The organism is Pseudomonas sp. JH-2 (assembly GCF_036231725.1).
Lineage (GTDB): Bacteria > Pseudomonadota > Gammaproteobacteria > Pseudomonadales > Pseudomonadaceae > Pseudomonas > Pseudomonas delhiensis.
Window position 1 is genome coordinate 62979 of record NZ_JAZAQP010000012.1, and the last position, 20016, is coordinate 82994.

General features: G+C 69.7%; 15 protein-coding genes. 5 read left to right on the forward strand and 10 right to left on the reverse strand.

All coding sequences use genetic code 11. From position 1 onward, the window contains the following. Positions 1-17: 17 nt before the first annotated feature. Positions 18-2165: a fatty acid oxidation complex subunit alpha FadB gene (gene fadB, locus VV867_RS11010; RefSeq protein ID WP_328566374.1), complete on the reverse strand. Its 2148-nt coding sequence runs from the start codon at positions 2163-2165 to the stop codon at positions 18-20. Between the two features lie 435 nt (positions 2166-2600). Between fadB and VV867_RS11015 the strand changes: the two genes are divergently transcribed. Further along, positions 2601-3407, forward strand: a complete 807-nt coding sequence (locus VV867_RS11015) for a hypothetical protein (RefSeq protein WP_109936842.1) — start codon at positions 2601-2603, stop codon at positions 3405-3407. A 21-nt stretch (positions 3408-3428) separates the two neighbouring features. Here VV867_RS11015 and VV867_RS11020 read toward each other — a convergent pair whose 3' ends face one another. Further along, positions 3429-3866: a hypothetical protein gene (locus VV867_RS11020; protein WP_275627198.1), complete on the reverse strand. Its 438-nt coding sequence runs from the start codon at positions 3864-3866 to the stop codon at positions 3429-3431. Positions 3867-3931: 65 nt separating this feature from the next. Here VV867_RS11020 and VV867_RS11025 point away from each other — a divergent pair, with 65 nt between their 5' ends. Beyond that, entirely contained in the window at positions 3932-4372 is a 441-nt protein-coding gene (locus VV867_RS11025; protein ID WP_043267328.1) for a universal stress protein, read from the forward strand. A 36-nt stretch (positions 4373-4408) separates the two neighbouring features. Here the strand turns inward: VV867_RS11025 and VV867_RS11030 are convergent, their stop codons facing one another. Continuing rightward, complete coding sequence (locus VV867_RS11030; RefSeq protein ID WP_109936843.1) at positions 4409-5092, reverse strand: DUF6901 family protein; 684 nt, start codon at positions 5090-5092, stop codon at positions 4409-4411. A gap of 66 nt (positions 5093-5158) precedes the next feature. Next, positions 5159-7054 carry an ATP-binding cassette domain-containing protein gene (locus VV867_RS11035; RefSeq protein ID WP_328566375.1) on the reverse strand — a complete coding sequence of 632 codons (1896 nt, stop codon included), beginning with the start codon at positions 7052-7054 and terminating at the stop codon, positions 5159-5161. A gap of 195 nt (positions 7055-7249) precedes the next feature. On the opposite strand from VV867_RS11035, the gene VV867_RS11040 reads away from it, so the two are divergent. From VV867_RS11040 to VV867_RS11050, 3 genes are all read left to right on the forward strand, one after another. After that, positions 7250-9178, forward strand: a complete 1929-nt coding sequence (locus VV867_RS11040; RefSeq protein ID WP_109936845.1) for a transglycosylase SLT domain-containing protein — start codon at positions 7250-7252, stop codon at positions 9176-9178. 125 nt (positions 9179-9303) lie between these two features. After that, a complete protein-coding gene (locus VV867_RS11045; protein ID WP_328566376.1) occupies positions 9304-10791 on the forward strand; it encodes a DUF3300 domain-containing protein in 1488 nt (495 codons plus the stop codon). 13 nt (positions 10792-10804) lie between these two features. Continuing rightward, the gene (locus VV867_RS11050; protein ID WP_275627202.1) at positions 10805-11695 is read left to right on the forward strand and encodes a DUF2950 domain-containing protein; all 891 of its coding nucleotides are present in this window, start codon (positions 10805-10807) and stop codon (positions 11693-11695) included. 25 nt (positions 11696-11720) lie between these two features. Here the strand turns inward: VV867_RS11050 and VV867_RS11055 are convergent, their stop codons facing one another. The 6 genes from VV867_RS11055 to VV867_RS11080 form a co-directional block, all read right to left on the reverse strand. Beyond that, positions 11721-12530, reverse strand: a complete 810-nt coding sequence (locus VV867_RS11055) for an MOSC domain-containing protein (protein ID WP_275627203.1) — start codon at positions 12528-12530, stop codon at positions 11721-11723. 656 nt (positions 12531-13186) lie between these two features. After that, positions 13187-14116: a chemotaxis protein CheV gene (locus tag VV867_RS11060; RefSeq protein ID WP_275627204.1), complete on the reverse strand. Its 930-nt coding sequence runs from the start codon at positions 14114-14116 to the stop codon at positions 13187-13189. A gap of 115 nt (positions 14117-14231) precedes the next feature. Further along, entirely contained in the window at positions 14232-15125 is an 894-nt protein-coding gene (gene yegS, locus VV867_RS11065; protein WP_328566377.1) for a lipid kinase YegS, read from the reverse strand. Between the two features lie 59 nt (positions 15126-15184). Continuing rightward, on the reverse strand, positions 15185-16747 hold the full coding sequence (locus tag VV867_RS11070; RefSeq protein ID WP_328566378.1) for an FGGY-family carbohydrate kinase: 1563 nt from the start codon (positions 16745-16747) through the stop codon (positions 15185-15187). A 41-nt stretch (positions 16748-16788) separates the two neighbouring features. Further along, positions 16789-18375, reverse strand: a complete 1587-nt coding sequence (locus VV867_RS11075; protein ID WP_328566379.1) for a glycerol-3-phosphate dehydrogenase/oxidase — start codon at positions 18373-18375, stop codon at positions 16789-16791. A 4-nt stretch (positions 18376-18379) separates the two neighbouring features. Then, on the reverse strand, positions 18380-19975 hold the full coding sequence (locus tag VV867_RS11080; protein ID WP_328566380.1) for an FAD-binding oxidoreductase: 1596 nt from the start codon (positions 19973-19975) through the stop codon (positions 18380-18382). Positions 19976-20016 lie beyond the last annotated feature (41 nt).

Sequence of the window (20016 nt, forward strand, 5' to 3'; positions counted from 1 at the left end):
CTCTATTCGTTGCGCACTCAACCGAAGAACTGCTGGCCGTTCTTGGCCATTTCACGCAGCTTCGCGGTCGGGTGGTACAGCGGGCCAAGGTCGGCGTACTTGTCGGCCAGGGCGACGAATTCGGCCACGCCGATGGAGTCGATGTAGCGCAGCGCACCGCCACGGAAGGGCGGGAAGCCGATGCCGTAGATCAGGCCCATGTCGGCCTCGGCAGCGCTCTCGACGATGCCGTCTTCCAGGCAGCGTACGGTTTCCAGGCACAGCGGGATCATCATGTAGTTGATGATGTCCTCGTCGGACAGCTCACGCTGCTCGCTGACGATCGACTTGAGCAGTTCGTAGGCCTGCGGGTCGCTGACTTTCTTCGGCTTGCCGCGCTTGTCGGTCTCGTAGGCGTAGAAGCCCTTGCCGTTCTTCTGGCCCAGGCGGTTGGCCTCGTACATGACGTCGACCGCGGTGCGGCCCTCGACCGCCATGCGGTCCGGGAAGCCTTCGGCCATCACGTCGCGGCCATGATGGCCGGTGTCGATGCCGACCACGTCGGACAGGTAGGCCGGGCCCATGGGCCAGCCGAACTTCTCCATGACCTTGTCGATGCGCGCGAAGTCGACGCCGAAGCCCAGCAGCTTGGAGAAGCCGCCGAAGTACGGGAACAGCACGCGGTTGACCAGGAAGCCGGGGCAGTCATTCACCACGATGGGGTTCTTGCCCATCTTCTTGGCATAGGCCACGGTGGTGGCGACGGCGACGTCACCGGACTTCTCGCCACGGATGACCTCGACCAGCGGCATCATGTGCACCGGGTTGAAGAAGTGCATGCCGACGAAGTTTTCCGGGCGCTTCAGGGCCTTGGCCAGCAGGCTGATGGAGATGGTCGAGGTGTTGGAGGCGAGGATCGCGTCCTCCTTGACCACGCCTTCCACCTCGGCCAGCACGATCTGCTTGACCTTCGGGTTCTCGACCACGGCTTCGACGACGATGTCGACGTTGCCGAAGTCGCCGTAGGACATGGTCGGGCGGATGGCGTTCAGCGCCTCGGCCATCTTGGCCGGGGTCAGGCGGCCCTTCTCGACGCGCTTGCCGAGCAGCTTGGAGGCCTCGTCCAGGCCCATCTGGATACCCTCTTCGCGGATATCCTTCATCAGGATCGGGGTGCCCTTGACCGCCGACTGGTAGGCGATGCCGCCGCCCATGATGCCGGCGCCGAGCACGGCGGCCAGTTTCACGTCCCTGGCGACTTCATCGTACTGCTTGGCTTTCTTCTTCAGTTCCTGGTCGTTCAGGAACAGGCCGATCAGGCTTTCGGCAACCGAGGTCTTGGCCAGCTTGACGAAGCCCTGGGCCTCGACTTCCAGCGCCTTGTCACGGCCGAAGTTGGCGGCTTTCTGGATCGACTTGATGGCTTCCACCGGGGCCGGGTAGTTCGGGCCGGCCTGGCCGGCGACGAAGCCCTTGGCGGTTTCGAAGGCCATCATCTGCTCGATGGCGTTGAGCTTGATCTTTTCCAGCTTGGGCTGGCGGCGGGCCTTGTGGTCCAGCTCGCCGGCGATGGCGCGCTTGACCAGGTCGAGGGCCGCGGCCTGCAGCTGCTCGGGGGCGACCACGGCGTCGACGGCGCCGACTTTCAGGGCGTCCTCGGCACGGTTTTCCTTGCCCGAGGCGATCCACTCCACGGCGTTGTCCACGCCGATCACGCGCGGCAGGCGCACGGTGCCGCCGAAGCCCGGGTAGATGCCCAGCTTGACTTCCGGCAGGCCGATCTTGGCGGTCGCGCTCATCACGCGGAAGTCCGCGGCCAGGCACATTTCCAGGCCGCCGCCCAGGGCGATGCCGTTGATCGCGGCGACGGTCGGGACCTCGAGGTCCTCGAAGGCGCTGAAGATCTTGTTGGCTTCGAGGTTGCCGGCCAGCAGCTCTTCGTCGGGCAGCTTGAAGTTGTCGACGAATTCGGTGATGTCGGCGCCGACGATGAACACGCCCTTGCCGCTGGTCACGATCACGCCCTTGACGGACGCATCGGCCTTGATCGCATCGACTGCTTCACGCAGTTCGTTCAGGGTGAGCCGGTTGAACTTGTTGACGGACTCGCCCTTGAGGTCGAAATTCAGCTCGACGATGCCGCTCTCAAGAGCCTTAACCGTGATGGCTTTACCTTGGTAAATCATCAACTGATCTCCACGCTAGGGAAGCTTGAACTCACGCATCGGACGCCGTGTATCGGGACCCTTCCGCCGTCGCGGAGCATAGTCCCAAAGCCTGCGGCACACCCGCCGATGCGATAGTCGGGGCCTTTGTTCGACCGTTCGTACGCAGCAAACGCTCGATTCATACGCCCGTTTGATTCGGGTGTGCACACCTTCTTCGAAAAGCCTGCGCTTGTCAATCGCGGAGAACCGTCCGAAAGGCCTCTGGTTCGCCGCATTCAGCGGCGTTCTCGCGCAACATTCACTAAAACCATGGCGTGCCGCGCCGCTGGCTGGCCTGGGGCCAGCCCCGCCGTTGGCAAAACGCCCGGACGCGGGTTAGAGTCCGGCGAATCGCTTGTCGCCGAGCATCGCGAAGAACAAGAAGAAGCCCCACGGCCCCAAGGAGACGCGCCCATGCCATGCCGACCGCTGGCCCGCCTGTTGTCCCTGTTCGTACTGTCCGTCCTGCCCCTGCTGGCCCACGCCGAGCCCGCCGGCGACCTGCTGGCGCTGCACCAGATGCGCCTGGCCGCCCAGCGCAGCCTGAGCGACCTGTTCCTGCTCAACGCCATGGCCGGCGACCCGCGCTACGCGGGCCTGGTGGCCAGCTCGACGGCCGACGCCGGCGCCGCCCTGGAACGCCTGGGGCAGATGCCCGGCAGCGCCTCGGCGCAGCTCAGGAGCAAGCTGCAGGAACAATGGGACGGCTACCGCCAGGCCCTGCAGCAGCAACTGCAGGCGCAGAAGCAGAACGGCTACAACGACTTCCAGCCCCTGGGCGACCTGGCCAGCCGCAACAGCCAGTTGCTGGATACCGCCGAACAACTCTACGACGGCATCCAGAAGGACAGCGGCCAGCAGGTGCCGCCGCTCACCCAGCAGAGCCGCGAGCAGAGCCTGCTGATGCAGTCGATCACCTGGAACTACGTGTCGCGCAACGCCTCGGTGGGCGCCAACCCGGTGCGCAGCGAGGACCAGCAGGCCCTGGACGACCTGACCAACCGCTTCGCCATCAACCTGCTGCAGTTGCAGCAGGCGCCGCAGACCAGCCCGGAGATCGGCCGCGAGCTGCGGGCCATCTCCACCAAGTGGCGGTTCATCGAGAAATCGCTGCAGAGCGCGGCGCAGAGCAACGTGCCCTTCCTCATCGACAAGTACTCCGACGGCATCATCGCCGACCTGGAGCAGGTCTCGGGCCTGTATGCCGCGGCGCAGCTCTGAATGAGGGCAGCGCTACGGCGCTCAGGCGCGCCGGGAAAGGAACTCGGCGATGCGCTGCAGGTGGCTGGCGTCGCCGCGCTCGCCCCAGTACAGGGCGATGAACTGCGCCGAAGCCTCGGCCATGTACACGTCGCCCGGCAGCGTCGCCAGGTCGGCGAGCAGCTGCGCATCGCCGCAGGGCTCGCGCCAGCGGTCCAGCCAGACGCCCGGCGCGCTCTGCCAGTAGCGCCACTCGTCCGTGCGCCCGCGGCTGCGCCCTCGGTGGTACTGCGCGCAGCTCTGCGGCGGCTGCCGCTCCAGCCAGTGCGGCCACTCCTGGCGCGCCATCTGCATGGCCAGCCCCAGGCGCCGCGCCTGCAGGCGCAGGTCCATCTGCCCGCGCTGCCCGCGCGAGGGCATCAGCCAGGCCAGCGGGCTGAGCACCAGCGCCAAGAGCAGGATCGACCACCAGACTGTCATATCAGGTATACCCCGGCCCGAAGGGCCATACTTGCATTCATAACTGTCCCCCGGAGGAGACGCTCATGCCCTACCAACACATCCTGGTCGCCGTGGACCTCACCGACGAATGCGACCCGGTGATGAAGCGCGCCGTGGCGCTGGCCTCCAGCACCCAGGCGCAGCTCTCCACCGTGCATGTGGTCGAGCCCATGGCCATGGCCTTCGGTGGTGACGTGCCGATGGACCTGTCGATGCTGCAGCAACAGCAGTTCGACCAGGCCAAGGAGCGCATGCACCAGTTCACCCTCTGCTACCCGCAGGTGTCCATCGCCCAGAGCCACCTGGTCTACGGCCAGCCGCGCCAGGAAATCCACCGCCTGGCCAAGGAACAGGGTTGCGACCTGATCATCGTCGGCAGCCACGGCCGCCACGGCCTGGCCCTGCTGCTGGGCTCCACCGCCAACGACGTGCTGCACGGCGCGCCCTGCGACGTGCTGGCGGTGCGCCTGCAGAAGACCGAGTGAGACAGACCGGGCGCCCGCCGCGGCGGGCGCCCGGGTTCAGAACACTTCCCCCCCGCTCATCAACGCCGGGCGAACCTTCTGCAGCTGCGCCTCCAGCGAGTAGCTCATGCTCGAGGACATGGAGAAGAAGCTGAGGAAGGCCTTGAGGTTGGAGTCGCCCACGCAGGTGTCGTGGATGCGCTGCCAGAACGCCTGGTTGACCAGCTGCAGCTGCTGGTACAGGCGCACCAGCCCCTTCAGTTCCCAGTCGGCGTGCCGCCCCTCGCGGTAGTTGAAGTACTGGCGCATCAGGTACAGCGACACCGCGCGGGTGATGAACTCCTGGTTGCTGGCGAACGGCAGGTGCTGCTGGGCCATCGGCTTGAGCCGCCCGAGCAGCGGGCAGGCGCTGGTGGCCATGATCACCCCCAGCAGCGCCCGCAGGCCCTCCTCCAGGCCGACCTGCTTGTGGTACTCGCGCTCGGGGGTGCGCACCAGCACGTCCACCTTCTTCAGCGCTGGCAGGCCGCGGAAGTCCTCGATCACCCGGTGCAGGTCCACCGCCGCCGGGCAGTAGCGGTGCTGCTCGCGGGACAGCGGGCAGTTGCTGCACTGGTTGTGCCCCAGGCGCGTCCACGCCGGCGCCCCGGCGGCCCGCTCGCCGTCGGAGCCGCGCTCCAGCTCGATGCGGTAGCTGAAGCCCTGCTCGTCATCCAGATTGATGCGGTACTCGATTGTCATGCCCTTCCCCAACTCGCCGATCGCCGCCACGGCGGCAGCCCCCGGGCACCTTCCCGACAGGGCGGGTCACTCTTCCAGTTCGGCCCAGCGCTCGATCAGCCGGTCCAGTTCGGCCTGCAGGCTGTCCAGGCGCTCCAGCACCACGCGGGTCTCCTCCGCCGGGCGCTGGTAGAAGCTGGGCGCCGAGATTTCCCCCTGCACGCCAGCCAGCTCGGCCTCCAGGGCATCGATCTGCCCGGGGATGGCCTCCAGTTCGCGCTGCAGCTTGTAGCTGAGCTTCTTCTTCGCCGCCTCCGGCGCCGCCGCTGCCTGCGGGGCGGGCTCGGCGGCGGGCTTCGCCGCCTTCTCCTCGCCCACGCCCAGCAGGCGCGGCGAACCGCCCTGGCGCAGCCAGTCGTTGTAGCCGCCGACGAACTCGCGCACACGGCCCTCGCCTTCGAAGACCAGGGTGCTGGTCACCACGTTGTCGAGGAACTCCCGGTCGTGGCTGACCATCAGCACGGTGCCATCGAAGCTCAGCAGCACCTCTTCCAGCAGCTCCAGGGTTTCCACGTCCAGGTCGTTGGTCGGTTCGTCCAGTACCAGCAGGTTGGCCGGCTTGCTGAACAGCTTGGCCAGCAACAGACGTGCCCGTTCGCCGCCGGACAGCGCCTTGACCGGGGTGCGGGCGCGCTGCGGGGTGAACAGGAAATCGCCCAGGTAGCTGAGCACGTGGCGGTTCTGGCCGTTGATGGTGATGAACTCGCGGCCTTCGGCGATGTTGTCGATGACGGTCTTTTCCGGCTCCAGCTGGTGACGCAACTGGTCGAAATAGGCCACTTCCAGGCGCGTGCCTTCCTTGATGCTGCCGCTGGTGGGCTGCAGGTCGCCCAGCAGCAGCTTGAGCAGCGAGGTCTTGCCGGTGCCGTTGGCGCCCAGCAGGCCGATGCGGTCGCCGCGCTGCAGCACCAGGGAGAAATCGCGGATCAGCGGCTCGCCGCCGGGGTGGGCGAAGCCGACCTTCTCGGCGACTATCACCTGCTTGCCGGACTTCTCTGCCGTCTCCAGCTGGAAGCTGGCCTTGCCGGTGCGCTCGCGGCGCTCGGCGCGCTCGTTGCGCATGGCCTTGAGCGCGCGCACGCGGCCCTCGTTGCGGGTACGCCGGGCCTTGATGCCCTGGCGGATCCACACTTCCTCCTGGGCCAGGCGCTTGTCGAATAGCGCGTTGGCCGCCTCTTCGGCCGCCAGCTGCTGCTCCTTGTGCACCAGGAAGCTGGCGTAGTCGCCCTTCCAGTCGATCAGGTGGCCGCGGTCCAGTTCGAGGATGCGGTTGGCCACGGCCTGCAGGAAGGCGCGATCGTGGGTGATGAACAGCACCGCGCCCTGGAAGCCGGACAGCGCCTCTTCCAGCCAGGCGATGGCGCCGATGTCCAGGTGGTTGGTCGGCTCGTCCAGCAGCAGCAGGTCCGGCTCGGCCACCAGCGCCTGGGCCAGCAGCACGCGGCGGCGCCAGCCGCCGGAGAGCTCGGCGAGGGTCTTGTCGGCCGGCAGTTGCAGGCGCGTGAGGGTGGTTTCCACCAGCTGCTGCAGGCGCCAGCCGTCGCGGGCCTCCAGCGCCTGCTGGACGCGCGCCAGCTGGGTCAGGTCGTCCTCGCTCTGGATGTGCAGGCTCAGGTGGTGGTAGCGGCTGAGCAGCTCGCCGACCTCGGCCAGGCCCTCGGCGACCACGTCGTAGACCGTGCGCTCGTCGGCCACCGGCAGTTCCTGGGGCAGCTCGCCGATCTTCAGCGCCGGGGCGCGCCAGATGGCGCCGTCGTCGGGCATCTGCTCGCCCTTGACCAGCTTGAGCATGCTCGACTTGCCGGTGCCGTTGCGACCGATGATGCAGACCCGCTCGCCCTTCTCGATCTGCCAGGACACCTTGTCCAGGAGCGGCGTGGTGCCAAAGGCGAGGGATACATCGGTGAACTTCAGCAGGGTCATGGGGCATCTCCGGAAACTGGGGCCGCAGTGTAAGGGAAACTCGAAAAAAGTCAGAGCCTTGCGCGGGCGCCGCGGCTGACATCTTTTGTGCCCGACGGTAGCCCCGCGACGCTTCCGCCGTCGCCGCGCAACAGGCTAAGCTTGTGCCTATAGGCGCCGATCAGACTGCGCCACGAATTACTTTGCGGAACAGTCATGCGCGGTCGCCTTTCACTTTTGTTCTCCTGCCTGATCCTCACCCTGACCAGCGCTGCGCCGGCGCATGCCGCCCCGCTGCAGCAGCAGCGGCAGATGTACGACGAGGCCAAGGCCGCCCTGGCGCGCAACGACAACGGCCCCTACCTGCGCTACCGCCAGGCCCTGGCGGATTATCCGCTGGAACCCTACCTGGGCTACGACGACCTGACCAACCGCCTGAAAAGCGCCAGCGACGCCGAGATCGAGGGCTTCCTCACCGAGCACGGCGACCTGCCGCAGATCAACTGGCTGAAACTGCGCTGGCTGCGCCAGCTGGCCGACCGCCAGGACTGGAAGACCTTCCTCGACTATTACGACCCGAAGATGAACTTCACCGAGCTGGACTGCCTGTACGGCCAGTACCAGCTCACCCACGGGCAGAAGGCCGCCGGCTACGAGACCGCGCAGAAGCTGTGGCTGGTGGGCAAGTCGCAACCCGACGCCTGCGACACCCTGTTCGACCTCTGGCAGGCCGACGGCCAGCTCACCGAGGACATGGTCTGGAAGCGCCTGAAGCTGGCGGCCGAGAAAGGCAACTACGGCCTGGCCACCACCCTCGCCAAGCGCCTGCCGACCCTCGGCAGCCTCGGCGAGCTGATGGTCAAGGTCGCGCAGAACCCCTCCCAGCTGAGCCAAACCGAACGCTTCAGCCTGCGTACCCACGCCATGGCCGACGTCGTCGGCCTGGGCCTGCGGCGCCTGGCCAAGCAGGACCCGGAGCGCGCCCTGGGCCTGCTCGACGGCTACGAGAGCAGCCTGCCGTTCACCGGCGAAGAGAAGGTCAACATCGCCCGGCAGATCGGCCTGGGCCTGGCCCGCCGCTACGACCCGCGCGCCCTGCCGCTGATGACCCGCTACGACCCCGAGCTGCGCGACAACACCGTCAGCGAATGGCGTCTGCGCCTGCTGATGCGCCTGGGCCGCTGGGAAGACGCCTACCAGTTGACCCGCCAACTGCCCAAAGACCTGGCCGAGACCAACCGCTGGCGCTACTGGCAGGCGCGTACCCTGCAACTGGCCCAGCCGCAGAACCCGCAGGCCATGGCGCTGTACCAGCCGCTGGCGCGCGAGCGCGACTTCTACGGCTTCCTCGCCGCCGACCGGATCAACGCGCCCTACCAACTGAACAACCGCCCGGTGAGCATCAGCCCACAGGTGATGCAGCGCGTGCGTAACGCCGCCAGCACCCGCCGCGCCCTGGAGTTCTACGCCCGCGGCGACGTGATCAGCGCCCGCCGCGAGTGGTACTACGCCGCCCGGGTGTTCAACCGCGACGAACTGCTGGCCCAGGCCCGCATGGCCTACGACATGCAGTGGTACTTCCCGGCCATCCGCGCCATCAGCCAGGCGCAGTACTGGGACGACCTCGACATCCGCTTCCCGGTGGCGCACCGCGACAGCCTGCTGCGCGAGGCGCGCAACCGCGACCTGCACCCCAGCTGGGTGTTCGCCATCACCCGCCAGGAAAGCGCCTTCATGTCCGATGCGCGCTCCGGCGTCGGCGCCACCGGCCTGATGCAGCTGATGCCGGCCACCGCCAAGGAGACCTCGAAGAAATTCGGCATTCCCCTGGCCGGGCCGCAGCAGCTGATAGTGCCGGACCTCAACATCCGCCTCGGCGCCGCCTACCTCAGCCAGGTGCAGGGCCAGTTCAACGGCAACCGCGTGCTCGCCACCGCCGCCTACAACGCAGGCCCTGGGCGCGTGCGCCAGTGGCTGAAGGACGCCCGCCACCTGTCCTTCGACGTCTGGGTGGAGAGCATTCCCTTCGACGAGACCCGCCAGTACGTGCAGAACGTGCTGTCCTACTCGGTCATCTATGGGCAGAAGATAGGCGTGCCGCAGCCGCTGGTGGACTGGCACGAGCGCTTCTTCGACGAGCTCTGAGCCGCCCCGCCACCACGGCAAGCCGCATCCTCCCTCACGGATTTCCACCGGGCGCCTATGCTTGCAGGGGCGCCCGAGCATCCCGCTCCGGCCAGTGATTTCCGCCGCCTTGCGGGAGATGCGCCATGCGTCCAGTCCGTACAGCCCTGACCTTCGCGGTGCTGGCTCTCGCCAGTCTGTCCCTGCAACCGGCCTGCGCGGCCGCCCCTGGTGCCCCGGCGGACAACCCGCCAGCGCCGGCCGACGCGGCGCCAGCGGCCCAGCCGGCCGCGCCGGAGCAGATAGCACCGCCGCCTGCGCCCCTGCCAGCCGCAGCGCCAGCGCCGGTCGAAGCCGTCTTCAACGCGGAACAGCTGGAACAGATGCTCGCGCCCATCGCGCTCTATCCCGACTCGCTGCTGGCCCAGGTGCTGATGGCTGCGACCTACCCCGGCAACGTCGCCGACGCCGTGGCCTGGTCCAAGGCCCACCCCGGCGTCGAGGGCGACGACGCGGTGCGCCAGGTCGGCGACCAGCCCTGGGACCCCAGCGTGCAATCGCTGGTGGCCTTCCCCGCCGTGCTGCACCTGATGGGCCAGGACCCGGCCTGGGTGCAGCGCGTCGGCGACGCCTTCCTGGCCCAGCCCGACGACGTGATGCAGAGCGTGCAGAAGCTGCGCCAGCGCGCCCAGGCGGCCGGCACCCTGGCGTCCAACCAGCAGCAGAAGGTCTCGGTGAAGGAGGCCGCGCCAAGTGCCACGACGCAAGCGGCGGCGCCGGCGCAGACCATCATCATCGAGCCCGCCGACCCGCAGGTGGTCTACGTGCCCAGCTACGACCCCAACGTGGTCTACGGCCAGTGGCCGGCGCCGGCCTATCCGCCGACCTACTACCCGCCGCCACCGCAGTACCCCATCGCCACCGGCCTTGCGACCGGGCTGGCGTTCGGCGTGGGCGTGGCGGCCATCGCCTCGCTGTGGGGCGATTGCGACTGGGACCACGGCGACGTCGATATCGACGTGAACCGCTACAACAACATCAACGTCAACCGCCGCATCGACGCCAGCCAGCGTACCTGGCAGCACAACCCGAGCTATCGCCAGGGCGTGCCCTACCGCGGCCAGGCCGCCCAGCAGCGCTACGACCGCCGCCTGGCCGGCGCCGACCAGCGCGCCGCCCTGCGCGGCCAGGACCCGCGCGCCGCCGAGCGTGACCGTGCGCGGCAGAGCCTGGCCAAGCACGGCGTGGAAGCCCCGGCCACCAGCAACCGCCAGGCCCGCGAGCGCGCCCAGAGCGCCAGCCGCGAGATGCGCCAGGAGCCGGGGCTGCGCCAGGACAACAAGCTGCGGCAACGCGAACAGGCCAGTTCGCGCCCCCGCGAGCGCGCGCCGGACAACCTGAAGTCCCAGCGCCAGGCCCGCGAGCGCTTCGCCGGCAGCCAGGGGCCGCGCAACAACGCCTTCGCCGACGCCCGCAACCCGCGCCAGGCACGCGCCAGCAGCGAACGCGGCCAGCTCAGCCGGGCCAGCTCGCGCAACAGCATCGGCGCCGGCCGGGCGCAGGCCCAGCATGTCGGGCGCCCGGTGCAACGCTCTGCCCCCGCGCTGTCGCGCGGCGGCCGTTCCAGACGCTGAGAGGAGCACCGCCATGTCCCGTATCCCGCGCATAGCCCTGCTCTCGCTGCTACCGCTGCTCGTCCCGCTGGCCCAAGCGCAGCAAATGTTCAAGACCCCGGACGAGGCCGCCGCGGCCTTCGTCGCCGCGCTCGGCACCCAGCACGCCGACGCCGGGCGCCTCGCCGCGCTGCTCGGCGACGACTGGCGCACCTACATCCCGGCCAGGAACATCGAGCGCAAGGACGTCGACGCCTTCCTCGCTCTGTACAAGCAGAAGCACGTCATCCACGACGATGGCGACGACCGCGCCCACCTGGTGGTCGGCGACGACGGCTGGACCCTGCCGCTGTCGCTGCAGCACGGCAAGCAGGGCTGGGCCTTCGACGCCAAGGGCAGCGTCGAGGAGATTCGCGACCGCCGTATCGGCCGCAACGAGCTGGCGACCATCCAGGCGGTGCAGGCCTACCACGACGCGCAACTGGACTATGCGTCGGTCGACCGCAACGGCGACGGCCTGCTCGAATACGCGCAGAAGTTCCAGAGCAGCGACGGCAAGTTCGACGGCCTGTACTGGGCCGAACAGCCCGGCGTCGAGCAAAGCCCGCTCGGCCCGCTGTTCGGCGACGCCAAGCCCGGGGGCGAATGGCACGGCTACCACTACCGCATCCTCACCGCCCAGGGGCCCTCGGCGCCCGGCGGCGCCTACGACTACCGGATCGGCGGCCACATGACCCGCGGCTTCGCCCTCGTCGCCTGGCCGGCGCGCTACGGCGACAGCGGGGTGATGTCGTTCATGATCAGCCACGACGGCGAGGTCTTCGAGAAAGACATGGGGCCGGACAGCGCCAGGCTCGCCCTGGCGATGAAACGCTTCGACCCGGACAGCAGCTGGACCGAGGTGAAGGACGCCGCCAACCCCTGAGGCCCGCGCCGGGCCGGGCCCGGGTTTACTCGAGCACTTCCACCGGCATGCCCACGCGCAGCTCGCCGCGGCCGACGGGGATCAGGTTCTGCCCGAACAGCGCCTCGCCATCCACCTGGCGGTACTTGAGCAGGGTCGCCAGGGGTTCGCGGTTCGGGTCGCGCTCGCCGGTGTGCGGGTCGATGGTGGTGAGGATGCAGCGGCCGCAGGGCTTGGCCACGTGGAACTCGATATCGCCGATGCGGATGCGCTTCCAGCCATCCTCGGCGTAGGGCTCGCTGCCCGCCACCACCAGGTTGGGGCGGAAGCGCAGCATCTCCAGGGGCTGGCCGACGCGGGCGGCCAGGTCGTCCACCGAAGCCTGGCTCATCAGCAGCAGCGGGAAACCGTCGGCGAAGTGCACCTTCTCGCCCGGCTCGGCATAGGCGGTATCCACCTGCCGGGCGCGCTGCTCGGGAATCTCCACCAGCCGGCAGGGGCGGCCGAGGAAGCGGCTCAGCCAGTCCGCCGCGGCATCGCCGGCGTCCGGCACCTGCAGGCTGTCGCGCCAGATGGTCACGCCGCGCAGCGCATCGTCCACGCCCGGCACCGCCACCCGCAGGTCCTCCATCCCCGGCGCGCGCAGGCGCAGGGCCTGGCCACCGTCCTGCCAGCGCGCCTCGATGCGGCCCAGTTGCGGCAGCAGGCGCTGGGTGAGAAAGCGCCCGTTGGCAGCCTCCACCACCATCCAGCGGCGATCGCCCTGCAGGCCGAGGGCGTCCAGCCCGATGCTGTCCAGAGGCTCGAACCGGCCGGACTTGAGCGGGTAACGGTAGAGGGCGCTGAGGGTGACCATGCTGGCGGCTTCCTTGTTGCGGGCAAAGAAGCCGTTATACGGGGCGGGCCGGCGCCTAGCAATCGGGCATCGTGGACGGAGTCCGCTCCTACGGCGATGCGTCCTGGAACCGTAGTAGGACTCTGTCCGCCCTACGGGTCAGGATGACTCCTGATTCTCCAGCCAGCTCAGGACAGCCCCCTCTCCCTTCAGGGAGAGGGTTGGGGAGAGGGGCGGAGCCAACCCCAGGCGCCGTGGCCGCCGGGAAACGCCATTCGCGAGCAAGCTCGCTCCTACGAAGAGCATTTCAACATGGCCTGCAAGACAATTGCCCCTACAGCTCCAGGGAAGCACGGTCGTAGGAGCAACTGTCTTGCAGGCTGCGCCGCCTCTTTCCAACCCGTAGGGCGCATAACGCCTACGGCGTTATCCGCCGCGGCCGTCGGGCACCGGCGTTCCGGCCAACGGCGGATAACCGCGAACGGTTATTCGCCCTACGGTCGAGCACGGTCGTAGGAGACTCCGTCCGCGATTGAACCCGCCAGCCGCGCCGGACCATCCCGTAGGGCGCATAACGCCTACGGCGTTATCCGCCGCGGCCGTCGGGCACCGGCGTCCCGGCCGACGGCGGATAACCGCGAACGGTTATTCGCCCTACGGTTGGACACGGTCGCGGCTCAGGCCGGCAGCTTCTCCAGGCGCCGGCGGATCACGTCCACCAGCAGGTCGGGTTGGAACTTGGAGAGGAAGTCGTCGCAGCCCACCTTGCGCACCATGGCCTCGTTGAAGCTGCCCGACAGCGAGGTGTGCAGCACCACGTAGAGCCCGGCCAGGCGCGGGTCGTTGCGGATCTCGGTGGTCAGGCGGTAGCCGTCCATCTCCGGCATCTCGGCATCGGTGAAGACCATCAGCAGCTTCTCCTCCACGTCCTCGCCGGCGTTGGCCCAGGCCTGCAGCTGGCGCAGCGCGCGCAGGCCGTCGGTGGCCACGTGCAGTTTCAGGCCGAGCTGGCCGAGGGTGTCGCGCAACTGGGCCACGGCGACACTGGAGTCGTCCACCACCAGCACCTCGCGGCCACTGGTCTGCGCCAGCAGGTCGTGGTCCAGGCGCTCGGCGGAGACGCGGGTGTTCATCGGCACTATCTCGGCCAGCACCTTCTCCACGTCGATGATCTCCACCAGGCGCTCGTCGACGCGGGTGATGGCGGTCAGGTAGTGCTGGCGCCCGGCGCCCCCGGGCGGCGGCTGCACCGCCTCCCAGTTGAGGTTGAGGATGCGCTCCACGCCGCCGACCAGGAAGGCCTGCACCGAGCGGTTGTACTCGGTGACGATGATGGTGCTGCGCTCCTCGGGGCGCAGCGGGCGCATGCCGATGGCGTGGGACAGGTCGATCACCGGCAGGGTCTGGCCGCGCAGGTTGATCACCCCGCAGATCATCGGGTGGCGCTGCGGGATCAGCGTCAGGCGCGGCAGCTGCAGCACCTCCTGGACCTTGAACACGTTGATGGCGAACTGCTGCCGGCCGGCCAGGCGGAACACCAGGATCTCCAGGCGGTTCTGCCCCACCAGTCGGGTGCGTTGATCGACGCTGTCGAGAATGCCGGCCATGGGGGCTCCTGAAATCGGGATGAATAGCGTAGGGCTATCGGCCAGAATTCCGGCGACGAAATACTGGCGCTACGCCATCATGCCTTAGAAGCCCGTCCCGGGCCAGCCCCGGCGATCAGTCGCTGAGCAGCGGCGAATCCGCCGGCAGGTGCAGGCGCAGCGCCGCCGGGCGTACCTCGAAGCGCGCCCGGCGGGCTTCCAGGGGCTCGCCGTCGAGGTTGATCGCCAGGCCCTCGCCGGCCTCCAGTTCGAGCCACGGCAGGCGCGCGCGGACGAATAGCTCCTGCAGCCCGCCACCACTGCCGAGCAGCGTTCCCAGGGCCGACAGCATGTCGCCCGGCGCCGGCAGGATGCTGACGTCCAGCAGCCCGTCGTCGGCCAGGGCCTGGACGCACAGCGGGTGGCCGCCGCCGGCCTGGCGGCCGTTGCCGATGCCCAGGGCGAGGAACTCGCCCTGCCAGTCGAAGCCCGGGCCGCGGAAACGGCCCTGGGCCGAGTGCACCTCGGAGAAGCGGCTGATCCCGGTCAGCAGGTAGGCCGCGCCGCCCAGGGCCTTCTTCAGGTCCTCGGAGGTGTTGGCGGTGACCGTGGAGCCGAAGCCGCCGGTGGCCATGTTGAGGAAGATGCGCCCCTGGACCTCGCCCAGGTCGATGGGCCGCGCCGCTTCCTCCAGCAGCCCCAGGGCCGCGTCCGGCTCCAGCGGGATGCCGGCGGCGCGGGCGAAGTCGTTGGCCGTGCCCAACGGCAGCAACGCCAGGCTCGCCGCTGCGCCGGCGCGGTACAGCGCCTCGGCCACGGCCCGCGCGGTGCCGTCGCCACCGCCGGCGACCAGCGTCGGGTAGCCGGCCGCCAGCGCCTCGCCGACCAGGCGCTCGGCGTCGCCCTCCTCCCAGGTCACCCGCACGTCCAGCCGCCAGCCGGCCTCGCGGCGCGCCAGCACCGCCGCGCGCACGGCGTCGTTGGCCGCCTGCTTGCCGTGCAGGATGAGCATTGCCTCGGGTTTCGCCATGGTCCCTCTCCCCTTATCGAAATCCATTCACTATGGACCAACCAACCGGGGAGCGAAGTTCAGGCCGGGTAGCCGGTGATCTCGCGGATGCTCCGGTACAGCGGCCGGAGTTGCCGGTACATGCGCTGGTAGACCTCGCGGTACAGCCGCTCGTAGGTGCGCTGCGCCTGCGGGCGCGGCTGGAATACCTGGCCGACGCGGGTCATGGCGGCGATGGCGCTGGCGAAGTCCGGGTACAGCCCCAGCCCCACCGCGCAGTCGATGGCCGCGCCCAGGCCGGAGGCCTCGTAGACGTGCGGGCGCTCCGCCGGCAGGCCGAAGATGTCGGCGGTCAGCTGCATGGCGGCGTCGCTCTGGGAGCCGCCGCCGGCCACGCGCAGGCGCTCGATGCGGGTGCCGGAGCGCTTCTCGATGCGCTCCTTGCCCTGGCGCAGGGCGTAGGCCAGGCCTTCGAGGATGGCGCGGTACAGGTGCGCGCGGGTGTGCACGTCGCCGAAGCCGATCACCGCGCCCTTGGCCTCCAGCCCCGGCTCGCGGATGCCCGGCGTCCAGTAGGGCTGCAGCATCAGGCCCATGGAGCCGGGCGGCACCTGCTCGACCAGTTCGTCGAACAGCTTCTCCGGCTCCACGCCCAGCTCGGCGGCGCGCTGCATCTCGCGCAGGCCGAACTCGCGCTTGAACCAGCTGACCATCCAGAAGCCGCGGTAGATCATGACCTCGGTGTTGAAGTGGTCGGGGATCGCCGCCGGGTACGGCGGGATCAGCGGGATGGTCTCCAGGTAGCGCGGGCGGGTGGTGTTGATGGTCGCGGTGGTGCCGTAGGATAGGCAGGCCACGCTGGGCTCGATGGCCCCGGCGCCGAGCACCTCGCAGGCCTTGTCGGCGCCGGCGGCGATCAGCGGCAGGCCCTCGGGGATGCCGGTGTGGCGGCTGGCCTCGGCGCTGATCTCGCCGAGCTTTTCGCCAGGCTTGAACAGCTGCGGCAACTGCTCCTGGCGCACCTTCACCGCCTGCCATTTCCAGTCGCGCGGGACGGCCCACTTCAGGCGTTTGTAGTCGAACGGCAGGTAGGCCACGCTGCACGCCAGGGAATCGACGAAGCGCCCGCACAGGCGGTGAGTGAGAAAACCCGACAGCAGCAGCACCTTGTGCGTGGCCGCGTGCAGCTGCGGCTGCTGCTGCGCCACCCAGTTGACCTCGGCCTGGCTGCGGAAGTAGTCCACCGCGCCCTCGGCGCCGGCCAGCTTGAACAGCCAGCCCCAGGCCCCCTTGATGCGCCCCTCGACCTCGGCGCGGCGCTGGTCCAGCCAGAGGATCGCCGGGCGCAGCGGCTTGCCCTGCTCGTCCACGTGGATCACGGTGCCGCGCTGGGTGGTCAGCGACACGCCGCGGATCAGGCTGCGGTCGACGCCGGTCTGCGCCCAGAGCAGTTGACAGGCCTCGCCGAGCCTGGCCCAGTAGTACTCCGGGTCCTGCTCGGCCCAGCCGGGCTGGGTCGAATAGTAGGCCTCCAGCTCCACCTTGCCCTTGCCCACCAGGTTGCCGGCGAGGTCGAAGAGCAGCACGCGCACGCTCTGGGTGCCGTTGTCGATGGCCAGCAGGTAGCTCTTGTCGTTATCCATTGCGCGCTCTCGGTCTTCTTGTGGCTTGCCGCTCGTGGCTCTCAACTACCCGCCGGGGCCGGCAGGCTGTAGCAGCGCCGCCAGAGGTCCAGGTAGGCACGTTCTTCTTCGCTCCAGCGGGCGTCGTCCCAGCCCAGGCGCGCCTGGCACAGCGCGCGGATGGCCGGCAGCTCGGCGGCGCCGCCGTGCGCCAGCAGCAGGCCCAGGCGCGTGCGGCGCAGCAGCAGGTCGTCCAGGTGCAGCACCAGTTCGCCTTCGGCGGCCCAGGCCAGCTCGGCCCACAGGCAGTCGCTGTCGCCCACCCGGCCGTTGCCGACTTGCGCCAGCAGCCCGGCCAGCTGCGCCAGGTTGCGCCCGTGGCGGCCGGCCAGGCGCCGCCGTTGCTGCGGCCCCAGGCCCGGCAGGTCGACTTCGGGGGCTGCGGCGAAGATCGGCTCGGGGCTGTCTTCCAGCGTCTTGCCGAGCATGGGCGCGCAGGCCCGCAGCACTTCCAGGGCCAGCAGGCGGAAGGTGGTGAGCTTGCCCCCGGCCAGGGTCACGCAGCCGGGTTCGCTCCACAGAGCGTGCTCGCGCTTCTCGTCCGAGGGCTTCTTCTGCTGCGCGGCGCCGCTGGCGACCACCGGGCGCACGCCGGCCCAGGTCGAGCGCACGTCGGCCTCGCCGATGCGGGCGGCGGGAAACTGCTGCGCGCAGGCCTCCAGCAGGTAGTCCAGCTCCGCGCGGCTGATGCGGGCGTCGCCGTCCAGGCCGTCGCCATGGTCCAGGTCGGTGGTGCCGACCACGGTGGCGCCTTCCCAGGGGAAGACGAACACCGGGCGCTTGTCCGCCCGGTGCATGAAGCTGAAGGCATGGGCCACCGGCAGGCGCCAGGCCGGCAGCAGCAGGTGGCTGCCGCGCAGGGGGCGGATGTGCTCGTCGCCCTCCATCCGGCGCAACCGGTCGGCCCAGGCGCCAGTGGCCAGCGCCACCGCGCCGGCGCGGAAGGCGAAGCGCCCCGCGCCTTCGCGGTCCTCCGCCAGCAGGCCGGTGACCCGCCCGCCGTCGCGGCGCAGTTCCAGCACGCGCAGGCCGTTGAGCGCCTCGCCGCCGTCGGCGCGGGCCTCGTCCAGCACGCGCATGACCAGCCGGGCGTCGTCCACCACCGCATCGGCGAAGCGCGTGCCGCCCAGCAGGCCTTCCTCCTTCAGCCCCGGCGCCAGGTAGCGCAGTTGCTGCAGCGGGTAGTAGAGGTGGTTGCGCTTGCCGGCCAGGGCGTCGTACACGGCCAGCAGGCCGCCGAACACCTTCGGCCCGGGGAAACCGCCACGGTAGTGCGGCATGATGAAGCTCAGCGGCTCCACCAGCCCCGGCGCCTCGCCGAGCAGGCGCTGGCGCTCGCGCACCGAGTCGCGGGTCAGGCCGACCTGGCCCTTGGCGATGTAGCGCAGGCCGCCGTGGACCATCTTCGAGGAACGGCTGGAGGTGCCCCAGGCGAAGTCGCGCTGTTCCAGCAGCAGGCAGCGCCAGCCGCGCCGCGCGGCCTCGCGGAGGATGCCGGCGCCGGTGATGCCGCCGCCGACCACGATCAGGTCCCAGTCGCGCCCGGCCAGTTCGGCCAGCGCCTGCCCGCGCCAGGCGGCGTTCCACATGGCGTCAGTCCTGCAGCAGGCTGCCGGGGTTGAGCCGGCCGGCGGGGTCGAAATGGCTGGCCAGGGCCCGCAGGGTGGCCATGCCCAGCTCGCCCTTCTCCACCGCCAGGTAGGGCGCGTGGTCGCGGCCCACGCCGTGCTGGTGGCTGATGGTGCCGCGGTTGTCGACGATCGTCCGGCTGGCGGCGTCCTTGAGCCGGCGCCAGCGTTCGAGGGTGGCGGCGTAGCTGGCCGCGGGGCGGAACACGTAGGTGGTGTAGATGCTGGAGCCTTCGCCGTAGACGTGGGACAGGTGGGTGAACACGTGCACCCGCTCGCCTTCCGCCGCCAGGCCGTCGCGCAGGCTGGCCTCGATGCGCTGCATGAGGTTGTCGACGTTGCTCCAGTCGGTGGCGGTCTCCAGGGTGTCCACCACGTAGCCGGCCTGCCAGAGCGTTTCGCGCAGGTAGGGCGAGCGGAAGCGGCTGGCCTCCCACTTGCGCCCCAGCAGGGTGCCGGTGAACACCCCGCCGAAAGCCTTCAGCAGGCGCCGCGCGAGCTTCAGCGAGGCGGCGTTCTGCGCGCGGCTGCCGGTGACGCCGAAGGTCAGCATGCACTTGCCCTCGCCCGCCCCGCGCCACTTCAGGTAGCGCTCCAGCCAGGCGATCTGCCCGGGGTGCCCGGCGAGGGTCAGTTGGGTGCGGGTTTCCACGGCATTGGACAGGCGCAGCATGGACAGCTGCACCCGTGCCTGGGCCAGGTCGCGGATGGCCGCCAGGCCCTGTTCCCAGGACGGCAGGAAGACCACGTAGAAGCGTTCCTGCTCGGCCAGCCGCGAGACGCGCACCTTCACCGAGGAGAGGATGCCGAAGCGGCCTTCCGAGCCCAGCACCAGCTCGCGCAGGTCGGGGCCGGCGGACGAGGCCGGGAAGGTGGGGATGTCCAGCGGCCCAGCGAAGGTCTCCAGGGTGCCGCCGGCGAATAGCTGCTCGATGCGCCCATAGCGCAGCGACTGCTGGCCGCTGGAGCGGCTGGCCACCCAGCCGCCGAGGGTCGAGAGCTCCCAGGACTGCGGGAAGTGGCCGAGGGTGTAGCCGCGGGCGCGCAGCTGGCTTTCCACCTGCGGGCCATTGGCGCCGGGGCCGAAGGTGGCCACCAGGCTCTCCTCGTCCAGTTCCAGCAGGCGGTTCATGTGCGCCAGGGAGACGGTCAGCACCGGCTTGTCGGCGGCCGGCGGGTTGATGTGCCCGGCCACCGAGGTGCCGCCGCCGTAGGGGATCAGCAGGCAGTCGGTGGCCTGGGCATGGCGCAGCAGTTCGCGGATCTGCTCGGCGCTCTGCGGGTAGGCCACGCCGTCGGGGAAGCGGCCGAACTCGCCCTCGCGCATGGCCAGCCAGTCGGCCAGGCTCTGGCCGCGGGCGTGCAGCAGGCGGTCCATGGGCTCGCGCAGCACCAGCGGGTGGTCGGCCAGGCGCGAGGCCGGCACCCTGGCCAGCACGCTGTCGAGGCTGGCGTCGGGCAGCGCGAGGCCAGGGCCGATCTGCTCGGCGAGAAAGGCGCGGCCCGAGCCGGGCAGCTCCATCGAAGTGCTTTCCTCACCCCAGCCATTCCAGCGTCGCATGCCTGCCGTGCTCCTGTTCCGATCGCTTGCAATGGCTGCCT

Coding starts and splice junctions, on each gene's coding strand:
- fadB (WP_328566374.1), bottom strand. CDS start 2,165: ATGATTTACCAAGGTAAAGCCATCACGGTTAAGGCTCTTGAGAGCGGC.
- VV867_RS11015 (WP_109936842.1), top strand. CDS start 2,601: ATGCCATGCCGACCGCTGGCCCGCCTGTTGTCCCTGTTCGTACTGTCC.
- VV867_RS11020 (WP_275627198.1), bottom strand. CDS start 3,866: ATGACAGTCTGGTGGTCGATCCTGCTCTTGGCGCTGGTGCTCAGCCCG.
- VV867_RS11025 (WP_043267328.1), top strand. CDS start 3,932: ATGCCCTACCAACACATCCTGGTCGCCGTGGACCTCACCGACGAATGC.
- VV867_RS11030 (WP_109936843.1), bottom strand. CDS start 5,092: ATGACAATCGAGTACCGCATCAATCTGGATGACGAGCAGGGCTTCAGC.
- VV867_RS11035 (WP_328566375.1), bottom strand. CDS start 7,054: ATGACCCTGCTGAAGTTCACCGATGTATCCCTCGCCTTTGGCACCACG.
- VV867_RS11040 (WP_109936845.1), top strand. CDS start 7,250: ATGCGCGGTCGCCTTTCACTTTTGTTCTCCTGCCTGATCCTCACCCTG.
- VV867_RS11045 (WP_328566376.1), top strand. CDS start 9,304: ATGCGTCCAGTCCGTACAGCCCTGACCTTCGCGGTGCTGGCTCTCGCC.
- VV867_RS11050 (WP_275627202.1), top strand. CDS start 10,805: ATGTCCCGTATCCCGCGCATAGCCCTGCTCTCGCTGCTACCGCTGCTC.
- VV867_RS11055 (WP_275627203.1), bottom strand. CDS start 12,530: ATGGTCACCCTCAGCGCCCTCTACCGTTACCCGCTCAAGTCCGGCCGG.
- VV867_RS11060 (WP_275627204.1), bottom strand. CDS start 14,116: ATGGCCGGCATTCTCGACAGCGTCGATCAACGCACCCGACTGGTGGGG.
- yegS (WP_328566377.1), bottom strand. CDS start 15,125: ATGGCGAAACCCGAGGCAATGCTCATCCTGCACGGCAAGCAGGCGGCC.
- VV867_RS11070 (WP_328566378.1), bottom strand. CDS start 16,747: ATGGATAACGACAAGAGCTACCTGCTGGCCATCGACAACGGCACCCAG.
- VV867_RS11075 (WP_328566379.1), bottom strand. CDS start 18,375: ATGTGGAACGCCGCCTGGCGCGGGCAGGCGCTGGCCGAACTGGCCGGG.
- VV867_RS11080 (WP_328566380.1), bottom strand. CDS start 19,975: ATGCGACGCTGGAATGGCTGGGGTGAGGAAAGCACTTCGATGGAGCTG.